The sequence below is a fragment of the Alsobacter sp. R-9 genome (assembly GCF_054612375.1).
On the sequence record NZ_JBTSWJ010000016.1, the window covers coordinates 74,050 to 96,004 of the forward strand.

Below are 21,955 nucleotides of genomic sequence, written 5' to 3' on the forward strand. Positions count from 1 at the left end.
CCTTGAAACCGTGCTGTCGAAGGGTGGAGGGAGCGGATCGATTGCGATGGAGTCCGGTCCCCCGCACGCTCATCCCAGGATGCCGGGCAGGTTCAGGCCCTTCTCCCGCGCGACGTCTCGGGCGATCTCGTAGCCGGCGTCGGCATGGCGCATGACGCCGGTCGCCGGGTCGTTCCACAGGACGCGCGACAGCCGGGCCGCGGCCTCGTCCGTGCCGTCGGCGCAGATGACGACGCCGGAGTGCTGCGAGAAGCCCATGCCCACCCCGCCGCCGTGATGCAGCGAGACCCAGGTGGCACCGGAGGCGGTGTTCAGGAGTGCGTTGAGGAGCGGCCAGTCGGACACCGCGTCGGACCCGTCCTTCATGGCCTCGGTTTCGCGGTTGGGCGAGGCGACGGAGCCGGAGTCGAGGTGGTCGCGGCCGATCACGACGGGCGCCTTGAGTTCGCCCTTGCGCACCATCTCGTTGAAGGCGAGGCCGAGGCGGTGCCGGTCGCCGAGCCCGACCCAGCAGATGCGGGCAGGCAGCCCCTGGAAGGCGATCCGCTCGCGCGCCATGTCGAGCCAGTTGTGCAGGTGCTGGTTGTCAGGCAGCAGCTCCTTCACCTTGGCGTCGGTGCGGTAGATGTCCTCGGGATCGCCGGAGAGCGCAGCCCAGCGGAACGGCCCTATGCCGCGGCAGAACAGCGGGCGGATGTAGGCCGGCACGAAACCCGGGAAGGCGAAGGCGTTGGCGAGCCCTTCCTCCTTGGCCACCTGCCGGATGTTGTTGCCGTAGTCGAAGGTGGGGATGCCAATGTCCTGGAAGGCGATCATCGCCTCCACATGCTCGCGCATGGAGGCCCGCGCCGCCCGCTCCACCGCCTTGGGGTCGCTGTCGCGCCGCTGCCGCCATTCGCCCAGCGTCCACCCCTTCGGCAGGTACCCGTTGACCGGGTCGTGCGCCGAGGTCTGGTCGGTGACCATGTCGGGACGAATGCCGCGGCGGACCATCTCCGGCAGAACGTCGGCGCAGTTGCCGAGCAGCCCCACCGACTTGGCCTCGCCCGCCTTCGTCCAGCGATCGATCATCGCCAGCGCCTCGTCGAGCGTCTCGGCCTTCTCGTCGAGGTAGCGCGTCCGCAGCCTGAACTCGATCGACTCCGGGTTGCATTCGACGGCGAGGCAGGAGGCGCCCGCCATCACGGCCGCCAGCGGCTGCGCGCCGCCCATGCCGCCGAGCCCGCCGGTGAGCACCCACTTGCCGCGCAGGTTGCCGCCATAGTGCTGGCGCCCGGCCTCCACGAAGGTCTCGTAGGTGCCCTGTACGATGCCCTGCGTGCCGATGTAGATCCACGAGCCCGCCGTCATCTGCCCGTACATCGCGAGCCCCTTGCGGTCGAGCTCGTTGAAGTGATCCCACGTCGCCCAGTGCGGCACGAGGTTGGAGTTGGCGATGAGCACGCGGGGCGCGTCCCGGTGCGTGCGGAAGACGCCGACCGGCCTGCCCGACTGCACGAGCAGCGTCTCGTCCTCGTTCAGCTCCCGCAGCGCCGCGACGATCCGGTCGAAGTCCTCCCAGGAGCGCGCCGCGCGGCCGATCCCGCCGTAGACGACGAGTTCGTGCGGGTTCTCGGCCACGTCCGGATCGAGGTTGTTCATCAGCATCCGCAGCGGTGCCTCGGTCAGCCAGTTCCTGGCCGTGAGCGTGGTGCCCGTCGCGGCACGGATGGTGCGGGTGACGTCGAGGCGGGTCATGAACGGATCTCCTGCAGTCGATGGGCGGCGGCGAGGGCCGCGGCGATGATGTCCGAGAGGGCGTCCTGGAGGCGCGATGCCTTGGGCGCGTCGAAGCGCCACGGGGCGGCTTCCGCCTCCAGATAGGCCGACAGCGCGATCTCCATCTGCAGCGCGTGCACATGGGTCTCGGGCCGGCCGTAGTGGCGGGTGATCCAGCCGCCCTTGAAGCGGCCGTTCACCACCTGCGTGAAGGGGTGGGCGCGCATCGCCGCGGTCGCGGAGTCCTGGACCGCGGGGACGCAGCTCGTCCCGCCGTTGGTGCCGAGGTTGAGGGTCGGCAGCGTGCCGTCGAAGAGCCTCGGGATCACCGACTTGATCGAGTGGCAGTCCCACAGGACGCAGTGGCCGTGCAGCGCCGTGACGCGCGCGATCTCTGCGGACAGGGCAGCGTGGTAGGGCCGGAAGTACAGCGCCTTCCGACGCTCGATCTCAGCCGCGTGGGGCGCGTCGCTCCAGATGGGCGTGCCGTCGAACGTCGTCGTCGGCACGAGTTCGGTGGTAGCCTGTCCCGGATAGAGCGAGACGCCGTCCGGATCGCGGTTCAGGTCGATCACGTAGCGCGACAGCCCCGCCTCCACGATCGTCGGGTCGAACCGGTCGGCGAAGGCGTAGAGCGTCCGCATGTGCCAGTCGGTGTCCTCGAGGAGGCGACCCCGCTCGTTGAGCGCAGTCGCGACCTCCGGCGGCACCGCCGTGCCGGGGTGGGGCATCGAGAGGATCAGGGGCGAGACTCCCCGGTGGACGGTTACGACCGCGGCGGTCGGCACCGAGGCTGCGGACGCGTGGTTCATCGGCCGCTCCAGATCCGCTGGTGAAGGGGGTTGAAGCCCATCCGGTAGGCCAGTTCCGCAGGACGCTCGATATCCCAGATGGCGAGGTCGCAGCGCTTGCCGGCCTCCAGCGTGCCGGTGTCCGCGCCGAGGCCGAGCGCCTTCGCCGCGTTACGCGTCAGGCCGGCCAGGGCCTCCTCGGGTGTCATGCGGAACAGCGTGCAGGCCATGTTCATGACGAGCAGCGGCGACGTCAGCGGCGAGGAGCCGGGATTGGCGTCGGTAGCCAGCGCCATGTCGACACCATGCCGCCGCAGGAGGTCGACGGGCGGCTTTTGCGTCTCGCGAAGGACGTAGAACGCGCCGGGCAGCAGCACCGCGACGGTGCCGGCCTTCGCCATGGCGCGGGCTCCGTCCTCGTCGAGGTATTCCAGGTGATCGGCCGAGAGGGCGCCCATGTCGGCCGCGAGCCGGGCCCCGCCCATGTTCGACAGTTGCTCGGCGTGGAGCTTGACCGGAAGGCCCTTGGCCTGTGCGGCGGCCAGCACGGACCGGGTCTCCTCGATCGAAAAGGCGATCGTCTCGCAGAACGCGTCCACCGCGTCGGCAAGGCCCGCGGCCGCGACGGCGTCGAGCATGGGGCCGGCGACGAGCGCCGCGTAGGCGGCGGAGCGATCCTTGTACTCGGGCGGCACGGCATGGGCGCCGAGGAACGTGGTGCGCACCGTGACAGGCCGCTCCCGGCCGAGGCGCCGCGCCACGCGCAACTGCCGGCACTCCGTCTCGATGTCGAGCCCGTAGCCGGACTTGATCTCGACCGTCGTCACGCCCTCCGCGACGAGCGCGGCCAGGCGCCGTTCGGCGCTGGCGAGGAGTTCGGCCTCGCTCGCGGCGCGCGTGGCGCGGACGGTCGAGAGGATGCCACCGCCTGCCCTGGCGATCTCCTCGTAGGTGGCGCCGCCGAGCCGCAGCTCGAACTCGTGTGCCCGGTCTCCGCCGTGAACGAGATGGGTGTGGCAGTCGATGAGGCCCGGCGTGATCCAGCGCCCCTCGCAGTCGACGGTCTGAGCGGCGTCGAGGCGCGGCGCTTCTGCGCGCGGGCCGGCATAGACGATCCGGCCGTCCTTCGCGGCAATGAGCCCGTCCTCGATGCTGCCATAGGGGGAAGCCGCGCCCGCGGTCATCGTCGCAAGGCGGGCGCGCGTCCACACCGTGTCGCAGGTGCGCATCGGGTCTCCTGCCGAAGATGCCACGCCGTCCTCCCTCGCGTTGTCGGGGACACGATATCCAATTGCATATGCAAATAGCAACCCCTAGAATGTCCATGAACGAACGCGGGACCATCGTCGTGACCGAAAGCCTCCACCTTGCCGAAGCGCTCCTGCCCGACGGCTTTGCGCGCAACGTCCGCCTCGCCGTGGCCGACGGGGTGATCGCGACCGTGGAGCGGGACGTCGCGCCCGACGCCGCGGACCGCCGGTACGGGGGTGTCGCGGTTCCGGGCATGCCGAACCTGCACAGCCACGCGTTCCAGCGCGGCATGGCCGGCCTCGCGGAACGCCGAGGCGCGGCCGAGGATTCGTTCTGGACGTGGCGGGAGGTGATGTACCGTTTCCTCGACCGGCTCGATCCCGACGACGTGCAGGCCCTCGCGGCTCAGGCCTTCGTCGAGATGCTGGAGGGCGGCTTCACCGCGCTGGCCGAGTTCCACTACCTCCACCACGACCGCGACGGCCGGCCCTACGCCAACCCCGCGCAGATGGGGCAGGCCATCGCCGCCGCGGCGGGGGAGACGGGCCTCGGCCTGACGCTGCTCCCGGTGCTCTACCGCTTCGGCAATTTCGGCGGCGCCGCGCCCGTCGTCGGGCAGCGCCGCTTCGTCAACGGCCGCGACGGCTACCTTCGTCTGCTGGAGGCGAGCCAGGACGCCATCCGCTCGCTTCCCGACGCGAGGCTCGGGGTCGCCCCGCACTCGCTGCGGGCGGTTGCGCTCGACGACCTCGCGTGGCTGGCTGCGCTGCGGCCCAACGATCCGGTCCACATCCATGTCGCGGAGCAGATGCGCGAGGTCGAAGACAGCCTGGCGGTCACGGGGCGCCGCCCGGTGGACCTGCTGCTGGTGTCGGTGGACGTCGATCGCCGCTGGTGCCTCGTCCATGCCACACACCTCGACGATGTCGAACGCGACGCGATCGCCCGTAGCGGCGCGGTCGCTGGGCTCTGCCCGATCACGGAGGCCAGCCTCGGGGACGGCATCTTCGACGGCGTCCGCTATGTGCGCGCCGGCGGCCGGCTCGGGGTCGGCAGCGATTCCAACATCCAGATCGATGCCGGGGCCGAGTTGCGGCAACTGGAATACTCACAGCGCCTGCGCGACCGGCGCCGGGCACTCTTCGCCCGTGAGGATGCGTCGACGGGAGTCTCGCTCTGGCAGGCGGCCTGCGAGGGCGGAGCGCAGGCCTGCGGCCGGGCCATCGGCCGCATCGCCGTCGGCTGCCGAGCCGACATCGTGACCCTGGACGAGGATCATCCCGCGATCGTCGGGAAGCGGGGAGCCGAGGCACTGGACAGCGCCGTGTTCGCGGCCAACGCACTGCCGGTACGCGAGGTCCTCGTGGGCGGGCGCGTCGTCGTGGCCGAGGGGCTTCATCCGCAGCGCGAGCGCGTGCGCCAACGCTTCGCCCGCGTGATGGCGCGCCTGCTCGGCTAGCGGGGGCTGCTCCCATGAGCCAGAACGCGCTCGACAGGGTGACGCTCGACGGCGTCGGACCCGTCTACGCCCAGATTCATCGCGCCATCCGCGACCTCGTGGTCGGCGGGGAATGGCCGCCGGGAACCAGCGTGCCGTCCGAGCATGCCCTGATGGAACGGCTCGGTGCCTCGCGCATGACGGTTCACCGGGCATTGGTGCAACTCGCGCGCGAAGGACTCATCGTCCGCCGCCGCCGCTCCGGCACCGTCGTGGCAAACCCGCCCGACAGCCATGCGATCCTCGACATTCCGTCGATCCCCGCCGAGGTCACCGCGGCTGGCCGGCAGTACTCCTACGCCATCCTCTCGCGAACCGTCGGCAAGCCGGCGCCCGAACTCGCCGCCCGCTTCTCCCTGAAAGGCTCGGAGCAGGTCCTCCACCTGACCACGCTGCATCGAGCGAGCGGCGCGCCCCACGTCCTCGAGGACCGCGTGATCTTCCTGAAGGAGGCGCCGGATGCGGACAAGGAGATGTTCGCGGCACTTCCGCCCGGCGACTGGCTGCTGCGGCACTGCCCCTGGTCCAGGGCCGAACACGCGATCAGCGCCATCGGAGCCAACGGGGAGGAGGCTGCCGCACTGGGAGTTGCGCCTGGCGAGCCCTGCCTGCTGGTCGAACGGCGCACCTGGAACCACGATCAACCCGTAACGACCGTCCGCCTCATCTACCCCGGGAGGCGTCATCGTTTCGTGGGCCGCTTCGGGCCCTATGGCCGGCTCTGACGGGCGCTGTCCGGGGAACCGTCACCCGGGCAACGGCTGGTCCTGATGGCTGCGTCCGAATAATGTCCGTCCTCACCGGCGAAGGTCATGCCGGCGCCCGGGTAAACCGCCTCGGGGCGAGACAGGGAATGCAGGCGATGCGGCGAGGGCTGCAGGGATTGGTCCGGGCGGCGCTGATCGCGATCGCGGTTCTTCTCGGGACCTGGGGCGCGCTGGCGCTGTGGTTCCGGCTGCCGGCTCCCGACTCGCTGCGCCTCGCCGTTGCGGCACTCTACGCTCTGCTGGGTGTCATCGCTGTCCTCTCGCTGGCCCGGCGCCGCCCCCTGCTGGCCGTCGCGCCCTTCGTGCTGGCCACGTTCGCCACGCTGGCATGGTGGACAACCATCACGCCTCCAGCCCAGGCGAACTGGGCGCCGGACGTGGCGCGCCAGACGACCGGGACAGTCGACGGCAACATCCTCACGCTGAGGGACGTCCGCAACTTCGACTGGCGTACCGACGACTCGTTCGATCAGAGGTGGGAAACGCGCTCCTACGACCTGTCGAAGCTGCGGACGCTCGACGTGTTCCTGTCCTACTGGGCCGGGCCGCAGATGGCCCACGTGATCATGAGCTTCGGGTTCGAGGACGGGCCGCCCCTCGCCTGGTCGATCGAGGTTCGTCGCCGGCAGGGCGGCGAGTTCTCGCCCGTGGCGGATCTCTTCAAGAGCAATCCGCTCGTCATCCTGGCGGCAGACGAGCGCGACGTCGTGCGCGTGCGCTCGAACGTGCGGGGCGAGGACGTTCGACTGTACCGGCTCGCGACACGCCCGGACGTCGCGAGGGCGGTCCTCATGGAGTACGTCGACGACGCCAACGCCCTGGCGGTCCGGCCCGCCTTCTACAACTCGATCACAACCAACTGCACCACGACGGTCGTCCGGCTCATGCGGGCTGCCGGCCGCCAGATCCCCTTCGACTGGCGCCTGATCGTGAATGGCTATCTGCCGGACTACCTCTACGAGAACGGGGCGGTCGTCACCGACCTTCCTCTGGCTCAGCTCACGGAGCGCGGCCGTATCAATGCGAGAGCCACGGCCGCCGATGCTTCGCCCGAATTCTCCACCCTCATCCGCGCGGGCGTTCCCTCGCCGCGGTCCTGAGCCGTCCGACCGGCAGCGTCCGCGACGGTCGTCGGGGAGCGCCAGGACCTAAAGGCGTGCCGCCTCGCCTGCAATCTGTCGCCCGCGACGATGTGAAGAAGCGAAGTCCGCCAGGCAAGGATCACCCGTCACAGCGCTAGATCATTGTTTCTGATAATGAAAATCGTCTTCCCGTGGGGCGGTCGAAACCGGAGGGACGATGCCCCGCCCGCAACGCTCCCTTGAAGGCGGCAGACCCGTTCCACATTATCCGGACAGCAGAGAGAGGTCGCAGTCCTCGCCGCACGGGAAGCACATGGGCGCCTCCGCAGCGGCGTCGAGGACGACACGAGACTGGAGAGATTGCGGTGACCCAGGAAGTCTTGACCCGTCGTTCCGTCCTCGCCACCGGCGCTGCCCTGGCGGGCGCTGCGCTGTTCACGGGAGCCCCGGGCCTGATCCTGCCGGCGCGCGCCCAGGGCCTTGCGCCCACGCCCACCATGCGCGGCGGCGCGAACAACTACATCCCCGGCGCCCCGATCGTGAGCCGGATCGGCGGCGGCGGGTTCTGGATGAGCGGCACGGTGCGGCGTGCGGGCGATGGCGCCCCGCTCGCGGGCGTGCGCATCCAGATCTGGGCCCATACCACCGAGGGGCGCGAGGACCAGCCCCACAGCCACGGGGCGACGCTCACCGGGCCGGACGGCACGTTCCGGCTGGAGATGCCGCAGATCATCCCGGCCTTCGGCCAGGCGCACGGCCATCTCGCCTATGAGGGCGACGGCTTCCAGACGGTCTTCCTGCGGCCGGTCATGGCGAGCCCGCGTGACAAGAGCCTCAGCGCTGACTTCGTCCTGCAACCGGTCTGACAGCTTGGCGGCACGACGGAGCTCCCTGATCTGGGCCGCATTCGCGGTCGCGGTGCTGGTGCCGATCGCGCTGGCGGCGATGAGCCCGCTGATGGCCTGGCGCGATGGCGTCTACATTGCGTCGGGTTTCGCCGGCATCGGTGCGCTCGCTCTGCTGCTCGCGCAACCCCTGCTGGTCGGTGGGCACATGCCCGGCCTGCAGTCCCGGCGCGGACGCCGGGTGCATCGCTGGCTGGGTGCCGCGCTGGTGGTTCTCGTCGTGGGCCATGTCATCGGGTTGTGGCTGACGAGCGCCCCGGATGTGATCGATGCCCTGCTGTTCCGGTCGCCGACGCCGTTCTCTCCCTGGGGCGTCGTCGCCATGTGGGCCGTGTTCGCCGCGGCCGCGCTGGCGGCCGTGAGGACCCGCCTGCGCATGTCTCCGAAAGTCTGGCGTGTAGGGCACACTGTCCTCGCCATCGTCATCGTGGTCGGGACCGTGGTCCACGCCCTGCTGGTCGAGGGAACGATGGAGCCGCTGTCCAAGGCGGCTTTCTGCGGCCTTGTGCTGCTGGCCACCGCATCCGTGGTCATGCAACTGCGCGCCTGGTCCATGCTCACCCGCGGCAGGCCGTCCGTCGAACGCAGCTGAGCGTGTCGACCGCGTCGTTTCCTCACGCGACCCGCAAGGGCTTCGGATAAAAGAAAAGGCGACGGGTTTCGCTCACGGCACCGCACGCCTCGGTTGACCGGAACCCCGATACGGAAGGTCCTGCATCCGGGAGGTGACGTTGAAGATCACGGACATCAAGTGCGCCATCATCGCCAGCAGCCCCGTGATCCGGATCACGACGGATGAAGGCATCACGGGCTGGAGCCAGATCGAGACGCCCAAGCCGTATCTCCAGCCTGTCGTGCTGCAGCTCAAGTCCTGGCTCGTCGGCCAGGATCCCGTGAACGTCGAGCGGGTGATGAAGCGGATCCGCGTCCGAGGGGGCTTCAAGCCATGGGGCGCGGCGGTGAGCGCCATCGAGATCGCCCTTTGGGACATCGCCGGGAAGGCCGCCAATCTCCCCGTCTACCGCCTTCTCGGCGGCAAGGTGCGCGACCAGGTGCGAACCTATCGCACGCTCTACCACCATGAGGCGGGCGTGGGTCACACGCCGGACGACTACCGGCGATGGGCCGAGTACGGCATGGCGCTCGACGGCGGGTTCAGCATGTTCAAGCTGCCGACGTCGTTCCACTCGTCGATGGTTCGCGACATTCCGGACTTTCACTACGGGGCCGTCCAGCACGACGCGCCGTTCCCCTATCCGCACAAGGGGCTGATCACCGAGGACGGTTTCAATCATCTCGTCGCGTGCGTTCGCGCGGCAAAGCACGCGCTGGGCACGAAGCACGGGCTCGCCGTCGACGCAGGTCCCGGATTCCTCACGCACGACGCGCTGCGTTTCGCGAAGGCGGTGGAGGATCTCCACCTGCTCTGGATCGAGGACATGATCGCCGGCGACTACGTGCCCTTCGTGGGGGCGGAGGAATATCGCGCGGTGACGCCGCACACGACCACGCCCATCCACACCGGCGAGCAGATCTATCTGCGCCAGAACTACCGGGCCCTCATCGAGACCCGTGCGGTCGACGTCATCGGGCCGGACCCCTGCGACGTCGGCGGCATCGCCGAACTGAAGTGGATCGCCGAGTACGCCGACCTGCACGGCATCGCCATGGCTCCCCACGGCACGGCGAACGGCATCTTCGGCCTCGCCTCGCTCATCCAGGTCTGCGCGACCCTCCCCGACAACCTCATCGCCTTCGAATATCCGGCCCGCTTCGAACCGTTCTGGTACAACATCACGGAAGGGTTCGACGGCATGCCGGTGAGGAACGGAATGATTGATGTCCCGGACCGCCCGGGCCTCGGCGTCAACCTGATCGCCGCAGAAGCCAGGAAGTACCTCTCCGAGGGAGACGCCGACTTCTTCGACTAAGCGGGAGGCCGGATCGCCGCGGTCGTCTTGCGATCAGAGACTTGGCCAGACCTCCGGCGTTGCGTCGGCGTCAAGCGGCGAAATCGGGCGGCGGATCTTCGTGTAGGGGATCACGGCTGGATCGGGTGGATAAGGTCCGCCGCAATTGACGTAGATGATCGCTCGGGCGATCGGCGCAAATGCAGCGTGGAAGTGGCTGGCCGACTTCACGACGACGATCCTGCAGTGCGCGAGTTGAATGCCGAGGTTCTCGAAGACGGCCGGGTGGAACGTCTGCGCGCGCTTGCTCGATAGAACCACCTTCAGACCGCCGATGCGGACCGCCGCGGCGGCGCCGAGGGAGACGAAGCTCTCCTGGAACGGCACGACGAGGTCGTTCGAAACGGCCATGACCTCGACGCGCGCGTCCACGGGCGGTCCGGAGGAAGGAGCCACCTTTCCGCCGATCCGGAGATCGAACGTGGCGCCCACGCCTGCCGCGCGGCAGAAGGCGACGGCGACGGGGTCCCACAGCGCGCCTGCCGCGGAGGAAATGTCCGGGTGCTTCAGCAATTCGTGCAGGAGGAACGTGCTGTCGCCGGCGACGCCGCCACCCGGATTGTCCCACCTGTCCGCAAGGACCACCGGGCCGGTCCCCAGGGACAGGGCCTGTGCGACGGCCTCCGGGGGCGACGGCATGGGCGGAAGCCGGTTCGCTCCGAAGGCCAGAACACTGTCCGCGATCCCGCGCGCCAGTATCGCACCCTGCGCGTGATCACCGTCGGTGACCGCAAGAACCTTGGTACCCACATCGGCGACGTCGGCGGCCGGAAAGCCGTGCACGATCGAGAGGGACAGGACGCCGTCGTGCCCTTCGAGGGCCTTCACGCGGTCCACCAGCGAGCGTCCAGGCTCGCGACTGGTGATGAAGTTGGCGATGGCACGGCAGTCGACGACGGCCATGACCGGCCGAACCTCCCCGCGCGCGGCGCGCAGGCTCAGGTCCACGAGGTCTTCGGCGCGCTCCAGGAAGTCCGTGTGCGGAACCTCCTTGAACGTGACGATGATCGTGGACGCATCGACCATCGCCCGCGTCAGGTGGCAGTGGGGATCGAGCTCGACGCCGATCACCGCGCGCGGCCCCAGGATGGCCCGGGCGCGCGTCAGGAGGTCTCCCTCGCAGTCATCGTAACCGTCCGCGACCATCGCTCCGTGGAGGCCGAACAACGCGATGTCTGCCGGCGCACAGGTCGCCAGCTGGGCGAGGATCTCGTCGCGCAGGCTCTCATAGGCGGCGCGCGAGACCAGCCCTGCGGGCTCGGCCCAGGCGGCGGTCCCCTCGACGAGATCCAGCCCCTCCGCCCGTGCCCGGCGCCTTGCCGCGATGAAGGGCGCCGAGCACAGTGTCGGGGTGTCGGGGTGTTGTCCCGGCGGGGCGTAGAACGCGTCCTCGAACGCATGACGATCGACGGGAATGGGTGAGAACGTGTTCGTCTCGGTCGCCAGCGACGCCACGAAGATTCTCATGGGGGATGGCCTCAGGATCGGGGGCGGCGCTTCGGCGCCGGCTCGTCGCCGGGCCGCGGCGGCAGCCTGAGGTCGGCCAGGCCGTCCTTGACCTCGCGCAGCCGCGCCAGCATCGGCTCGCCGAAGCTCAGTGCCAGTGCCGTCGCGAGCACATCGATGAGGACGGCATGCGCCACCCGCGACGTCATCGGAGCGTAGATCTCGGTGTTCTCTTCGGCGTCGACGGCGAGCACGATATCGGCAGCAGCGGCCAGCGTGGTCCGCGGCCGCGTGATCGCGACGACGGTCGCGCCGACCGCGCGAGCCGTCTGCGCCATGGCGACGGTGTCGCGGACCTCTCCCGTATGGGAGAAGCAGAGCGCCACCGCGCCCGGCCCCAGGGTCGCCGCAGCCATCCGCTGGAGATGAGTGTCGCCATACGCAACCACCGGGATGCCGAGGCGCATCAGCTTGTGATGGGCCTCCATGGCGAGGATCGAGGCTGCGCCCGTCCCGTAGCACTCGATCCGCCGGGCTGTCCGCAGCACCTCGACCGTCCGCCCCACGGCCTCGGGGTCGATCGACCGATGCACGGCCTGAAGGACGTAGATGCTCGATTCGAAGATCTTGTCGATGATCTCGGGGAGGGGATCGTCCGGACGCACTTCGCTGTGAACGTACGGCGTGCCGGAGACGATGCTCTGGCCTGTCAGCAGCTTCAGCTCGGGATAGCCGCTCAATCCCAACGCCCGTACGAGTCGCAGCACGGTCGGCTGGCTCACACCAACCGTCTGCGCGAGCGTGGAGATCGACGTGCGGATGACGACGTCGGGATGGTCGAGCACGAAGTCGGCAACCTTCCGCAAGGAGGGCGAGAGGTGGGCCCGCTTCGCCGCCAGGAGGTCGAGGAAGCGCCCTCCATGGTGCGCGTGCCCCAGAGGGGTCGCGTTCTCGCTCGCGGATGCGGTTGGTTGGGAGGACGCGACCGTCAAGGACCGTCAACCTCGAACAGGGCTTCCACCTCCACGCAGGCGCCCAGCGGGAGCGTCGCCACGCCGACCGTCGTGCGGGCATGACGGCCGCTTTCGCCGAGCAGTTCGACGATCAGGTCCGACGCGCCGTTCATCACGGCCGCCAGGTCGGTGACATCCGGATCGGCGTTCACGAAACCGCCCAGCCGGATGCAGCCCCGCACCCGGTCAAGCCCGCCCAGAGCCGCGCGTGCCTGTGCAAGAACCTGCAACAGGCAGAGCTGCGCGGCGTCGCGGCCATCGCTTGGCGTAACTTTGCTTCCTATTTTTCCGCGGTGCCGCTCGGCGATGACGCCGTCGGGTCCCACGCAAAGCTGACCGGACACGAACAACATCGGGCCGAGCCGCCGTGTCGGAGTGTAAGGCTTTGATTCCAGTTTAGGAGTCGGTAGCGTGAGGCCACGCTCTCGGAGACGCGCTTCCATCGACATCGGGCCACCGAAGCCTTTCTGCAGAAACCCTGGGCCCGGCATGCGCAGCCCGGAACGACGCTCGGCGTTGTTGAGGATCGTCGGCAGGCTCCGATTGACACCCCTTGCCTTGTAATTAATCTACATCCGCTTCCCGTCTCGCGCAACACGGGCCCGGCGCTCCTGGCGGCTGGGGACCCTGGGATCGCCCGCCATGCGAAACAGTCTCATCCGCGACGCGGCCACCGGGCTCGATCGTCTCGCGCTGGCGCGTCTGCCGACGCCCGTGGACGACGCGCCTCGCCTCGCCGCGGTCCTCGGCCTCGCGTCACTGCGCGTGAAGCGCGAGGACCAGTCGGGTTACGCCCTTGGAGGCAACAAGTTGCGCCAGCTCGACTTCCTGATGGCGGAGGCCGAGGCGGCGGGCGCGGACATCCTCGTGTCCACGGCGGGCAGCCAATCGAACTTCTGTCGCTCGCTGGCCGGCGCCGCGGCCAAGCGTGGCCTTGACTGCCATCTTCATCTGCGCGCGGCGACGGGAACGGCTTTCGTCGGCAATCTTCTGCTGGACACGATCCTGGGCGCGACAGTCACATTCACCCGGGTCACCGATCCCTGGGATCCCGTCGTGGCGCAGGAACTTGACGCGATTGCCGAGACCTACCGGGCAGCCGGGCGCAAGCCACGCGTCATCCAGCTGACCGGACCCGCCGCGGCCACCGCAGTTGCGGGCTGGGTGGCCGGGGCTGCCGAACTCGTCTCGGATTTCGAGGCAGGATCGGGCACGCCCGACGCGGTCGTCTGCGTGTGCGGCTCGGGCCTGACGCTGGCAGGCCTTGCGCTCGGGTTCAAGGAGCGGGGCTGCCCGGCGCGTGTGATCGGCATCAGCGCACAGCAGCCGGCATCGAGGCTGAAGCCCTGGATCGTCGCGTCGGCAAACCAGGCGGCTGCGCAGCTCGAGTTCGGTACGCGCCTTGGCGAGAGCGACTTCGACATCATCGACACGGTCATCGGCCCCGGCTATGGGCAGCCGTCCGCGGAAAGCCTGGAGGCGGTGCGGCTTGCCGGCCGGACGGAAGGCTTGCTGTTCGACCCCGTCTACACCGGCAAGGGCATCGTCGGCATAGGGGCGGCGCTGCGCGATGGGGTGCTGCGCAGCAGCGACCATGTGGTCTTCATCCATTCGGGCGGCACGCCGGGGCTTTTCGCTCACGGCGATGCCTTCGCCCCTGGGGGTGCGCGATGAGCCGCGCGGCCGGACCGGCGCGGCTCGACGTCCCGCTCGACCGCCCGGGAAAGTTCGTCGGCGCGCTTCGGATTCCGTTCTCCAGCGATCGCTCCGCTTATGGCGAGGTGGTCGTCCCGGTGGCGGTGGTGGCCAACGGCGAGGGGCCGACGGCGCTGCTCTCGGCCGGGCTGCACGGCGACGAGTACGAGGGCCAGATCGCGCTGGGCCGCCTGGTGCGGGACCTCGCCCCTGAGGCGATCCGGGGCCGGGTCATCGTGCTGCCATGCGCCAATCCGCCCGCCGCACTCGCCGGGCGGCGCACCTCTCCGCTCGACGGCGGCAACCTGGCGCGGCTTTTCGTGGACGATCCGGGCGCCGGGCCCACGGCTCACATCGCCGAGGGAATCGCTCGGCTGTTGCTGGCGCATGCCGACGTCGTGCTCGACCTCCACAGCGGCGGCGGATCGCTGGAATACCTCCCCTGTTCCTTCGGCCGGCTGCCGGCCGACACGGCGCTGGTCCCGCGGGTGGTGGAACTCCTCGAGGCGTTCGGCGCACCCCATGCTGCCGTCGTCCGACGCCCGGATGCACGCGGAACCCTCGTTGCCGCCGCTCTGGAGAGGGGCATTCCTGCAATCGCCACAGAACTCGGCGGTGGCGGCGGCGTCACGCGCGATACCGTCGCGCTCGCCGTCGCCGGTGTCCGGCGCGTCCTCGCCTGGATGGGCATTGATGCACGGAAGGATTCCGGCGGCCGATCCGCCGCCTCACGGCTTCTCGCCGTCGAGCCGTCGGGATTTGTTCGCTCGCCGGGACACGGAATGTTCGAGCCCGCCGTCATGCTGGGCGATGAGGTGACGGCCGGCGACCTTGCGGGGCGGCTGTCCGACCCCCAGCGGCCAGACCGGCCGCCGGAGAACCTGTTCTTTGCCGCCGGCGGCATTGTGATCTGCCGCCGCGTGCCGGCGATGGCCCAGGCGGGCGACGTCCTCTTCCATCTTGGAGAGGACGTCGACCGCGCCGCGCTTCTCAGCCGATGAGTTTCTGCACGCGTGCGGTGAGGTCGTCCATGGCCTGCTGGGGGGACTTCATGCCAAGGACCGCGGCCTCCGCTTCCTCCTTGAAGAAGTCGGCGGCCCGTGCGGCGTTATCGAACGCGGGCAGGGGCACGCGCGACACCTGCAGCACCTTCCGCTCGGAGTCCGCATACGGCAGTTCGGCCTTGATGCGCGGATCGTCGTAGGTTGACGCGCGGATCGGCCCGTTGCCGTTGAGCGCCGCGTTCACGGCCGCGTCCTTCGAGGACATGGCCTTGATGAAGGCCCAGGCGAGGTCCTTGTTCCTGGAGTTGTTAGGAATGGCCATGCTCCAGAACTCGACCTTGGCCGGCGCAACCTCGTACTTGCTTTTCAACTCGGCAGCGACGGGGAAGTAGGTCGTCTTGATCTTGCCGGCCACCTGGGACTTGCCGGGGTCATTGTAGAGGCCGTTTCGGCTCATCGAACTGACCGCCATGGCGGCCCGTCCCTGCTGCATCCACGTGTTGGCGTCCTCCGCCTTCATGCCGGTGAGGTTCTTCGGCACCGCGCCGGAGGTATACATGTCGCGGATGGCGTTGAGCGCCGTGACCATGGCCTTGGAGTTCGCGACGACCTTCATGTCCGGCGTGATGAAGTCCGCGTCCCAGGCCCGAGCCAGGGCGATGACCTCTGGATAGGCCACGCCCGGCAGGATGAACCCGACCACCGGCGTCCCGTCGGCGCGGGTGTAGGTGCATTTCTTCGCCACCTCGATGAATTCCTCCATCGTTTGCGGCGGCCCCTTGATGCCGCGCTCGGCGAAGATCTCCTCATTGTAGTGAAGCCCCGTGGAGGCGTGGCGGAACGGCATGGCGAACTGCTTGCCGTCGATGGTCACGCCCTTCACGAGCCCGGGAAAGATGTCGCCCACGTCGGCGACGGGATCCTTCGCCATGTAGGGCTCGAGGGGCTGGAACATCGAGGCGACGCGGGGCGTGGCATAGGTGTTCAGGATGAAGGCCACGTCCACGGTCGACTCGCCGAGGGACGCCTCGCGGAAAAGTCTGTCGTGAAGGGGGCCGGTCTCGAAGGTGACCCAGTTGACGGTCGCGCCCGTGGCGGCGGTGAACGGCTTCGTGACGTCTCCGCCCTTCGTGCCATTCGAGACGTTCTGGAGCACCCGGTGGGCGAAGACGTTGATCTGCTTGCCTTGCGCGAAGACGCCGGCCCCTGTCGAGGGAAGCGCCAGAGCGGCTGCGCCGCCCGCCAGGATGTGCCGTCTCGTAAAGGCCATGATCGATCCTCCCGGTATCTCCGTTGGGCTGTCTGCCAGCCATCAAAGACACGCGTCGGCTCGGATGCCAGTGAGCGCGCAGATGGCGTCGAGGCCCTCGGACTGGGTGTAGATTAACAACACAACTTCGACCGGACAAGCCGCTTCGCAGGTTGCCTCTACCCCATTTTTTAGATTTACTACATCAAGCGCAGCCGCGATCGATACCGTGAAGCCGCACGCCGGGAGCATGCCCCTTTCATGAGCGCGACCCCGCGCACCGCCTTCCCGTGGCCGGCCTTTGCGCTCGTTGCGCCGGTCCATATCCTGATCGGCGCGATCATCTTCGTGCCGGCCCTTTACGTCGCCTGGCTCAGCTTGACGCAGTCGTCGTTCGGCCAGCAGCCGATCTTCGTGGGTCTGGACAACTACCGGCAGGTCATCGGCGATCCGTACTTCTGGCGCGCCCTGCGCAACACCGTGATCGTCGTCCTCATCGTCGTGCACGTGGAACTGGTCCTTGGCCTGCTCATCGCGCTGCTGTTCGCCAGCGGGCTCAAGGCCATGCCGCTGCTCCTGGCCGCGGTGCTCGCGCCCTACGCCGTGAGCGAGGTCAGCGCCGTGGTGATGTGGCGCTACCTGTTCGACCTCGACGTCGGGTTCGTCAGCAGGGTGCTGGCCACGCTCGGTCTTCCGCAACTGGAGTGGGCGATCAACCCGACGCACGGGCTCGTTCTGGTCGCCCTGCTCAGCATCTGGCTGCATCTGCCGTTCACCTTCGTGATCCTCTACGCCGCGCGCCTCGCCATTCCGCGGGAGCTTTACGAGGCGGCCGAGGTCGACGGAGCGAGCCCCCTGCAGCAGTTTCGTCGGGTCACGCTGCCGCTTCTGATGCCGGCGATCCTGATCGCCGTGCTGTTCCGCTACATTTTCGCGTTTCGTCTCTTCTCGGAGGTCTGGCTCCTGACGGGCGGAGGTCCCGCCCGTCAGACGGAAGTCCTGGCCGTCTACCTGTATCTGGAGGCATTTCGCTACAACGCCTTCGGCGAGGCGGCGGCCACGGCCTGGTTGCTGGTTCTGGCCTCGCTGGTCCTGGCGATCTGGTACCTGCGGCGGCTCTACAGGGACATGTTCTCAAGCCATGCCGGGTAGGTCCGTGTTCCGATCGTTCCTGAAGTCCGTCGCGGTCGCGGCCATTCTGGTGTGGTCGCTGCTGCCGATCGCGCTCATCGTCGTCTCGTCGTTCAAGGCGGACCGGGACATCTTCGCGGTGCCGCCGCGGCTCGGCTTCTCGCCGACACTGGCCAACTACGTCGCGTTGGCCGAGCGTTGGGGCGACTTCTTCCTCGGCCTCCTGAACAGCCTGATCGTCACGACCGGCGCCACGCTGCTGGCGGTCCTCACCAGCGCCATGGCTGGCTACGCCTATTCACGCTTTCGCAACGGCCCCCTGGCCGCCAGTGCGTTCTTCCTGATCTTCATCCGGCTCATTCCGCCGATCGTGATCACACTCCCCCTGTTTCCCGCGGTGAACGCCCTCGGACTGAACGACACCCACCTCGTGCTCGTGGTGCTCTACGCGACGTTCTTCGTCTCACTCGGCACGCTGGTGATGCGGACCTTCATCGACCAGATCCCGAAGGAGATCGACGAGGCGGCGCACATCGACGGCGCCACGCGAGCGCAGATCCTGCGCAAGATCATCCTGCCGCTCTCCGCCCAGGGCATGGTGGCCGTGGCGGTGTTCGTCATCGTCTATGCATGGAACGAATTTCTCTTCGCCTTCATCTTCACCACCACGCGGGCGAAGACGGCGCCTCTCGTCATCTCCGAGATGATCGGCGCCGTCGAGGGCGTCGAGTGGGGCGTGCTGTTTGCGGCGTCCACCGTGCAACTCCTGCCCGTTCTCGTCTTCGTCGTCCTCGCCCAGAAACATCTCGTCGCCGGCCTGACCGCCGGCGCCACGAAGGGCTGATACCGGCTGCCCCAGGGAGACCCACATGAGTCCAGGCCAACCGCGTGCGTCCAGGCAGGATCATTCATGGCCCGATCCGGAACTCAGCCGGTTCGATCCGTTGTCGCGCATCATCTGCCTGGACGACTTCGATCGCGGCTTCTGCGGCTGGACGCAGCTCGTGGGCAACTACGAGGGCAGTCTCGATACGATGCTGCCAGGCTACGCGCAGCACACGTCGCCGATGCTCTCCACTCTGGCGCACTGGGATGCGGGGTCGCACGGGGGCGTGGACGGCACTTATGCGCTGAAGGTCGCGACCCGTCCGCGCCGTGGCGCGCAGAACGTGACGATCAAGCGCCTGACGTTCCGCAAGGCCGGACCGATCCGCATGGAGGCCTACGTCACCTTCAAGCCGGAAGCGACGCAGCTGCGCCTTTCGGAGACGGACGTGCGGTCGTTCGGCTTCCTCTTCGACCTGCAGGTGGGAGACACCTACGGCGCCGGTGGCGAGCGGGTGATGCCGCACGTTCGCTTCCTGAACGCTCAGGACGGCCAGCATGCCCAGCGCTGGCAGTTCAAGCGCAGGGCCGAACCGATCGTGCCGCTGGGCACCGAGAACAAGACCATCAGTCATTACCACCTCGCGCCGGAGGGATGGGAAGACCTCCCCGGAGCCAGCCAGCGGCTCTGCTACAACGAGATTCCGACCAAGGTGAACTGGCACTACCTCTGCTTCGACTTCGATCTCGCCGAAATGCGCTGCACCGGCTTTCGCTGCAATGACCGCGTCTTCGACGTCTCGGGTTTCGACAGCCTTCGCATCCCTGCGATGAAGAACCTGTGGTGCATGCTCAACCTCGCTTTTTTCGCCGAAACCGACACTGACAAGAGGGCCTTCCTCTATCTCGACTCGGTGTGCCTGTCGGGAGACTTCTGATGCGCGCCAGCACCAGCGCCATTGTGGCGCGCAACGAGACATGGACGGACGGCTCGGCCAGCGAGCCCTACGAAGCCGGATGGGCCGCGGAGGCGATCGTCTTCATCCGTGCTCTCACCCCCCCGGATGGGGAGGCCGGCATCGCGGTGATCGAAATCTCGCCCGATGGCATGCGGTGGGTCGCGGAAGGTTCGCGTCTGCCGATGCCGTCTCGGGAGGATGAGGTCACCGCCGCGCGTGTCTCGCATTTCGGGACGTGGCTCCGGGTGCGCGCGGAGATGCCGGCCGGGTCTGCCTGCCGCGTTCTGGTGACGCTCCATCTGAAGAGCTGACGGAGGTCGTGGGTCATGGGGGCATCGCAGCGCGAATCCGTGGATCCGCACGACGCCGGGAGCCGGATCCGACGCATCGCCGTCCACCCGCTGCGCGTGGTGCTGCCAAAGGCGCAGCGCACGTCTCAAGGCGACTACCCGGTCATCGAGATCCTCGTGGTCGAAGTGGAGACGGACTCAGGCGTGAAAGGCATCGGCGAGGCGCTGGCGCGACGCGGCGTGCGCGGCTATGCGGCGCTCGTCGAGGACGCGCTCGTGCCACGCCTGATCGGGCAGGACGCCCGCGACCGGCGGCGTCTATGGCGGACCATGCGGAGCGCGCTCACCGGGCGGCCGGGCGGGCAACTCGTGGAGGCCCTCTCGGCGCTGGACATCGCATTCTGGGACATTGCCGGGAAGCTTGCGGGCGAACCCGTCTTCCGCCTGCTGGGCGGGATGGGCCGCACCCGGGTCAACGCCTATGCGTCCTCGATCAACTGGCTGGATGACGCCACCGTCGAGGCCGAGGTCGCGCACGTCCTCGCCCTGGGCTTCCGGGAAATCAAGGTCAAGCTCGGTCACCCGCTGAGAGCGGCGCTCGACAGGGCTGCCCTCGTGCGCCGGCTGGCCCCGGATGTCGTGCTCGGCGTCGACGCCAACTGGGCCTACGACGTCGACGAGGCTATCACCATCGGACGCGGCCTCGCGGATCTGGGCTATGACTTCTTCGAGGAGCCGATCGTCCCTCACGATCGCGATGGATACAGGCGGCTGAGCCAGCACCTCCCGCTGCGGATCGCGGCGGGCGAGAGCGACTATGTCGCGTCCGAAGCGCTCGTCGCGCTGCAGGACCGGTCGATCGGGATGATCCAGCCGGACGTGACGCGGTCTGGCGGAATCACCGAGACATGGCGGATCACGGAACTGGCCGCCGCTCACCACGTGGCCTATGCGCCGCACGTGGGGTGGTCGGGAGCCATCTGCGTGGCCGCGAGCCTGCATCTCGCGGCGGCCGCGGAGACGTTCCGCACATTCGAGTGCATGGTCTACAGCAACCCCCTGCGCGAGGCGCTGTGTGCACCTCTGGTCGGATGCTCTACACAACTTGTCGACGGACAACTCGTGGTGCCCCAAACACCCGGTCTGGGCGTGACACTGGACCGGGACGTTCTCGAGGCGCATCGACTGGTCTGATGGCCGCGCAGGCACTGAACGGAAGACACCGACAGGCGGGCTGGCGAGCCCGCTTCATTCATGGCGAGATCATTGAATGCCCTCTCGTGTTGGCTGCACCACGGTGCCGCTACACCCAGGCTCGTGATCGATCGCTGAATTGCACGGGAGGAGACCCGCCATGATCGTCGTCACCGGGGGCAGCGGGAAGCTCGGCCGTGAGGTCGTCAGGGAATTGGCGGAGAACGGCCACGACGTCGTCAACCTCGACCGCGCGCCGCCGCCGCCCGGCGCCCCCGGGCGCTTCGTCCTCACCGACCTGACGGACTTCGGGCAGGTCATCGCGGCGTTCGCGTCCGTGGACGAGCGGACCCGGGACGTGACAGGAATCGTCCACCTCGCCGCCATTCCCGCGCCGGGCCGCGCGCCCAATCCGGTGATCTTCTCGACCAACACCCTCTCGACGTACCACGTCTTCGAAGCGGCCCGTCAGCTCCACATCCGCAACATCGTCTGGGCCTCGTCGGAGACCGTCTACGGCGTGCCCTTCGTGGACGGCGCCGTGCCCGTGCGCGTGCCGCTGGACGAAACCGTCGTCCGGCCCCACAGCGCCTACGCCCTCTCGAAGCGGCTGGGCGAGGAGATGGCGGAGCAGTTCTGCAACTGGGATCCCTCGCTCAAGATCGTCAGCCTGCGCTATTCCAACGTCCTCGCAGGCCCGGACTACGACCGCGTTCCCGCGGACTCGGATCCGGGATCGAAGCGGTTCAATCTGTGGTGCTACATCGACGCGCGTGACGGCGCGCGGGCCGCGCGGCTGGCCCTCGAGGCGAACCTCGTGGGTCATCACGTCGTCGGCATCGCCAATGACGACAGCGTCATGAACACGGACAACCGGGAGCTTCTGGAACGCTACTTCCCGGGCACGCCGGGCGCCGGCGACGTCACGTCCCACGGCGCCCTGATCGACACGACGCTGGCGAAGCGTCTCCTCGGTTTCCGCTCCGTCAACGGCTGGCGCCAGCGGGGAGGGTAGGTCGTCCTCGATCGAAACGAGGCGAACAAGTGCCGCGCGATCGGCCCGTGACGGGGGCGGGTCCCCGGGCGGGGCAACTGCGCTCGGGAGACTGCGGAACCAACAGTCGTTG

Annotated in this window: 21 protein-coding genes; 14 read left to right on the plus strand and 7 right to left on the minus strand. The window is 68.5% G+C overall.

The features are described from left to right. Positions 1–69 precede the first annotated feature (69 nt). Genes hutU through hutI form a run of 3 tightly spaced genes read right to left on the minus strand, consistent with a single transcriptional unit; the run spans position 70 to position 3,778 of the window. Complete coding sequence (gene hutU / locus ACX9GQ_RS21630) at positions 70–1,737, minus strand: urocanate hydratase (protein WP_459631674.1); 1,668 nt, start codon at positions 1,735–1,737, stop codon at positions 70–72. Next, positions 1,734–2,570 carry an N-formylglutamate deformylase gene (gene hutG / locus ACX9GQ_RS21635; protein ID WP_459631675.1) on the minus strand — a complete coding sequence of 279 codons (837 nt, stop codon included), beginning with the start codon at positions 2,568–2,570 and terminating at the stop codon, positions 1,734–1,736. The genes hutU and hutG overlap by 4 nt, the downstream gene beginning before the upstream one ends. Continuing rightward, on the minus strand, positions 2,567–3,778 hold the full coding sequence (hutI, locus tag ACX9GQ_RS21640; RefSeq protein WP_459631703.1) for an imidazolonepropionase: 1,212 nt from the start codon (positions 3,776–3,778) through the stop codon (positions 2,567–2,569). The genes hutG and hutI overlap by 4 nt, the downstream gene beginning before the upstream one ends. A 95-nt stretch (positions 3,779–3,873) precedes the next feature. Here hutI and ACX9GQ_RS21645 point away from each other — a divergent pair, with 95 nt between their 5' ends. The 6 genes from ACX9GQ_RS21645 to ACX9GQ_RS21670 all read left to right on the plus strand — a co-directional run bounded on the left by ACX9GQ_RS21645 (position 3,874) and on the right by ACX9GQ_RS21670 (position 9,983). Then, positions 3,874–5,259, plus strand: a complete 1,386-nt coding sequence (locus ACX9GQ_RS21645) for a formimidoylglutamate deiminase (RefSeq protein WP_459631676.1) — start codon at positions 3,874–3,876, stop codon at positions 5,257–5,259. 14 nt (positions 5,260–5,273) lie between these two features. Then, positions 5,274–6,023 (plus strand): UTRA domain-containing protein, encoded by a 750-nt coding sequence (locus tag ACX9GQ_RS21650; protein WP_459631677.1) that lies wholly within the window; start codon positions 5,274–5,276, stop codon positions 6,021–6,023. A gap of 137 nt (positions 6,024–6,160) precedes the next feature. Beyond that, positions 6,161–7,165 (plus strand): Lnb N-terminal periplasmic domain-containing protein, encoded by a 1,005-nt coding sequence (locus ACX9GQ_RS21655; RefSeq protein WP_459631704.1) that lies wholly within the window; start codon positions 6,161–6,163, stop codon positions 7,163–7,165. A gap of 347 nt (positions 7,166–7,512) precedes the next feature. After that, the gene (locus ACX9GQ_RS21660; protein WP_459631678.1) at positions 7,513–8,013 is read left to right on the plus strand and encodes a peptidase associated/transthyretin-like domain-containing protein; all 501 of its coding nucleotides are present in this window, start codon (positions 7,513–7,515) and stop codon (positions 8,011–8,013) included. Positions 8,014–8,017: 4 nt separating this feature from the next. Next, positions 8,018–8,644 (plus strand): ferric reductase-like transmembrane domain-containing protein, encoded by a 627-nt coding sequence (locus tag ACX9GQ_RS21665; RefSeq protein ID WP_459631679.1) that lies wholly within the window; start codon positions 8,018–8,020, stop codon positions 8,642–8,644. A gap of 139 nt (positions 8,645–8,783) precedes the next feature. After that, on the plus strand, positions 8,784–9,983 hold the full coding sequence (locus tag ACX9GQ_RS21670) for a mandelate racemase/muconate lactonizing enzyme family protein (protein WP_459631680.1): 1,200 nt from the start codon (positions 8,784–8,786) through the stop codon (positions 9,981–9,983). Positions 9,984–10,016: 33 nt separating this feature from the next. Here ACX9GQ_RS21670 and ACX9GQ_RS21675 read toward each other — a convergent pair whose 3' ends face one another. From ACX9GQ_RS21675 to ACX9GQ_RS21685, 3 genes are read right to left on the minus strand one after another with little or no spacing between them, the layout of a single operon-like run. Next, entirely contained in the window at positions 10,017–11,489 is a 1,473-nt protein-coding gene (locus tag ACX9GQ_RS21675) for a M81 family metallopeptidase (protein WP_459631681.1), read from the minus strand. An 11-nt stretch (positions 11,490–11,500) separates the two neighbouring features. After that, positions 11,501–12,460, minus strand: coding sequence for an SIS domain-containing protein (locus ACX9GQ_RS21680; protein WP_459631682.1), 960 nt, complete (start codon positions 12,458–12,460; stop codon positions 11,501–11,503). Beyond that, positions 12,457–12,930, minus strand: a complete 474-nt coding sequence (locus ACX9GQ_RS21685) for a RidA family protein (protein ID WP_459631683.1) — start codon at positions 12,928–12,930, stop codon at positions 12,457–12,459. The genes ACX9GQ_RS21680 and ACX9GQ_RS21685 overlap by 4 nt, the downstream gene beginning before the upstream one ends. 193 nt (positions 12,931–13,123) lie before the next feature. On the opposite strand from ACX9GQ_RS21685, the gene ACX9GQ_RS21690 reads away from it, so the two are divergent. Both ACX9GQ_RS21690 and ACX9GQ_RS21695 read left to right on the plus strand, forming a co-directional pair. Then, entirely contained in the window at positions 13,124–14,155 is a 1,032-nt protein-coding gene (locus ACX9GQ_RS21690; RefSeq protein ID WP_459631684.1) for a pyridoxal-phosphate dependent enzyme, read from the plus strand. Then, on the plus strand, positions 14,152–15,177 hold the full coding sequence (locus ACX9GQ_RS21695; RefSeq protein WP_459631685.1) for a M14 family metallopeptidase: 1,026 nt from the start codon (positions 14,152–14,154) through the stop codon (positions 15,175–15,177). Before ACX9GQ_RS21690 ends, ACX9GQ_RS21695 begins: the two co-directional genes overlap by 4 nt. On the opposite strand, the gene ACX9GQ_RS21700 is transcribed toward ACX9GQ_RS21695, so the two are convergent. Beyond that, positions 15,167–16,450 carry an ABC transporter substrate-binding protein gene (locus ACX9GQ_RS21700; protein ID WP_459631686.1) on the minus strand — a complete coding sequence of 428 codons (1,284 nt, stop codon included), beginning with the start codon at positions 16,448–16,450 and terminating at the stop codon, positions 15,167–15,169. The genes ACX9GQ_RS21695 and ACX9GQ_RS21700 overlap by 11 nt on opposite strands. Before the next feature lie 240 nt (positions 16,451–16,690). On the opposite strand from ACX9GQ_RS21700, the gene ACX9GQ_RS21705 reads away from it, so the two are divergent. The 6 genes from ACX9GQ_RS21705 to ACX9GQ_RS21730 all read left to right on the plus strand — a co-directional run bounded on the left by ACX9GQ_RS21705 (position 16,691) and on the right by ACX9GQ_RS21730 (position 21,843). Next, on the plus strand, positions 16,691–17,581 hold the full coding sequence (locus ACX9GQ_RS21705) for a carbohydrate ABC transporter permease (RefSeq protein WP_459631687.1): 891 nt from the start codon (positions 16,691–16,693) through the stop codon (positions 17,579–17,581). Positions 17,582–17,585: 4 nt separating this feature from the next. Continuing rightward, positions 17,586–18,404 carry a carbohydrate ABC transporter permease gene (locus ACX9GQ_RS21710; RefSeq protein WP_459631688.1) on the plus strand — a complete coding sequence of 273 codons (819 nt, stop codon included), beginning with the start codon at positions 17,586–17,588 and terminating at the stop codon, positions 18,402–18,404. 25 nt (positions 18,405–18,429) lie between these two features. Then, complete coding sequence (locus tag ACX9GQ_RS21715) at positions 18,430–19,323, plus strand: DUF6772 family protein (protein ID WP_459631689.1); 894 nt, start codon at positions 18,430–18,432, stop codon at positions 19,321–19,323. Next, positions 19,323–19,655, plus strand: coding sequence for a hypothetical protein (locus ACX9GQ_RS21720; protein ID WP_459631690.1), 333 nt, complete (start codon positions 19,323–19,325; stop codon positions 19,653–19,655). The genes ACX9GQ_RS21715 and ACX9GQ_RS21720 overlap by 1 nt, the downstream gene beginning before the upstream one ends. Before the next feature lie 15 nt (positions 19,656–19,670). Further along, complete coding sequence (locus ACX9GQ_RS21725) at positions 19,671–20,828, plus strand: mandelate racemase/muconate lactonizing enzyme family protein (protein WP_459631691.1); 1,158 nt, start codon at positions 19,671–19,673, stop codon at positions 20,826–20,828. A gap of 160 nt (positions 20,829–20,988) precedes the next feature. Further along, positions 20,989–21,843, plus strand: coding sequence for an NAD-dependent epimerase/dehydratase family protein (locus ACX9GQ_RS21730; protein ID WP_459631692.1), 855 nt, complete (start codon positions 20,989–20,991; stop codon positions 21,841–21,843). Positions 21,844–21,955: the final 112 nt, after the last annotated feature.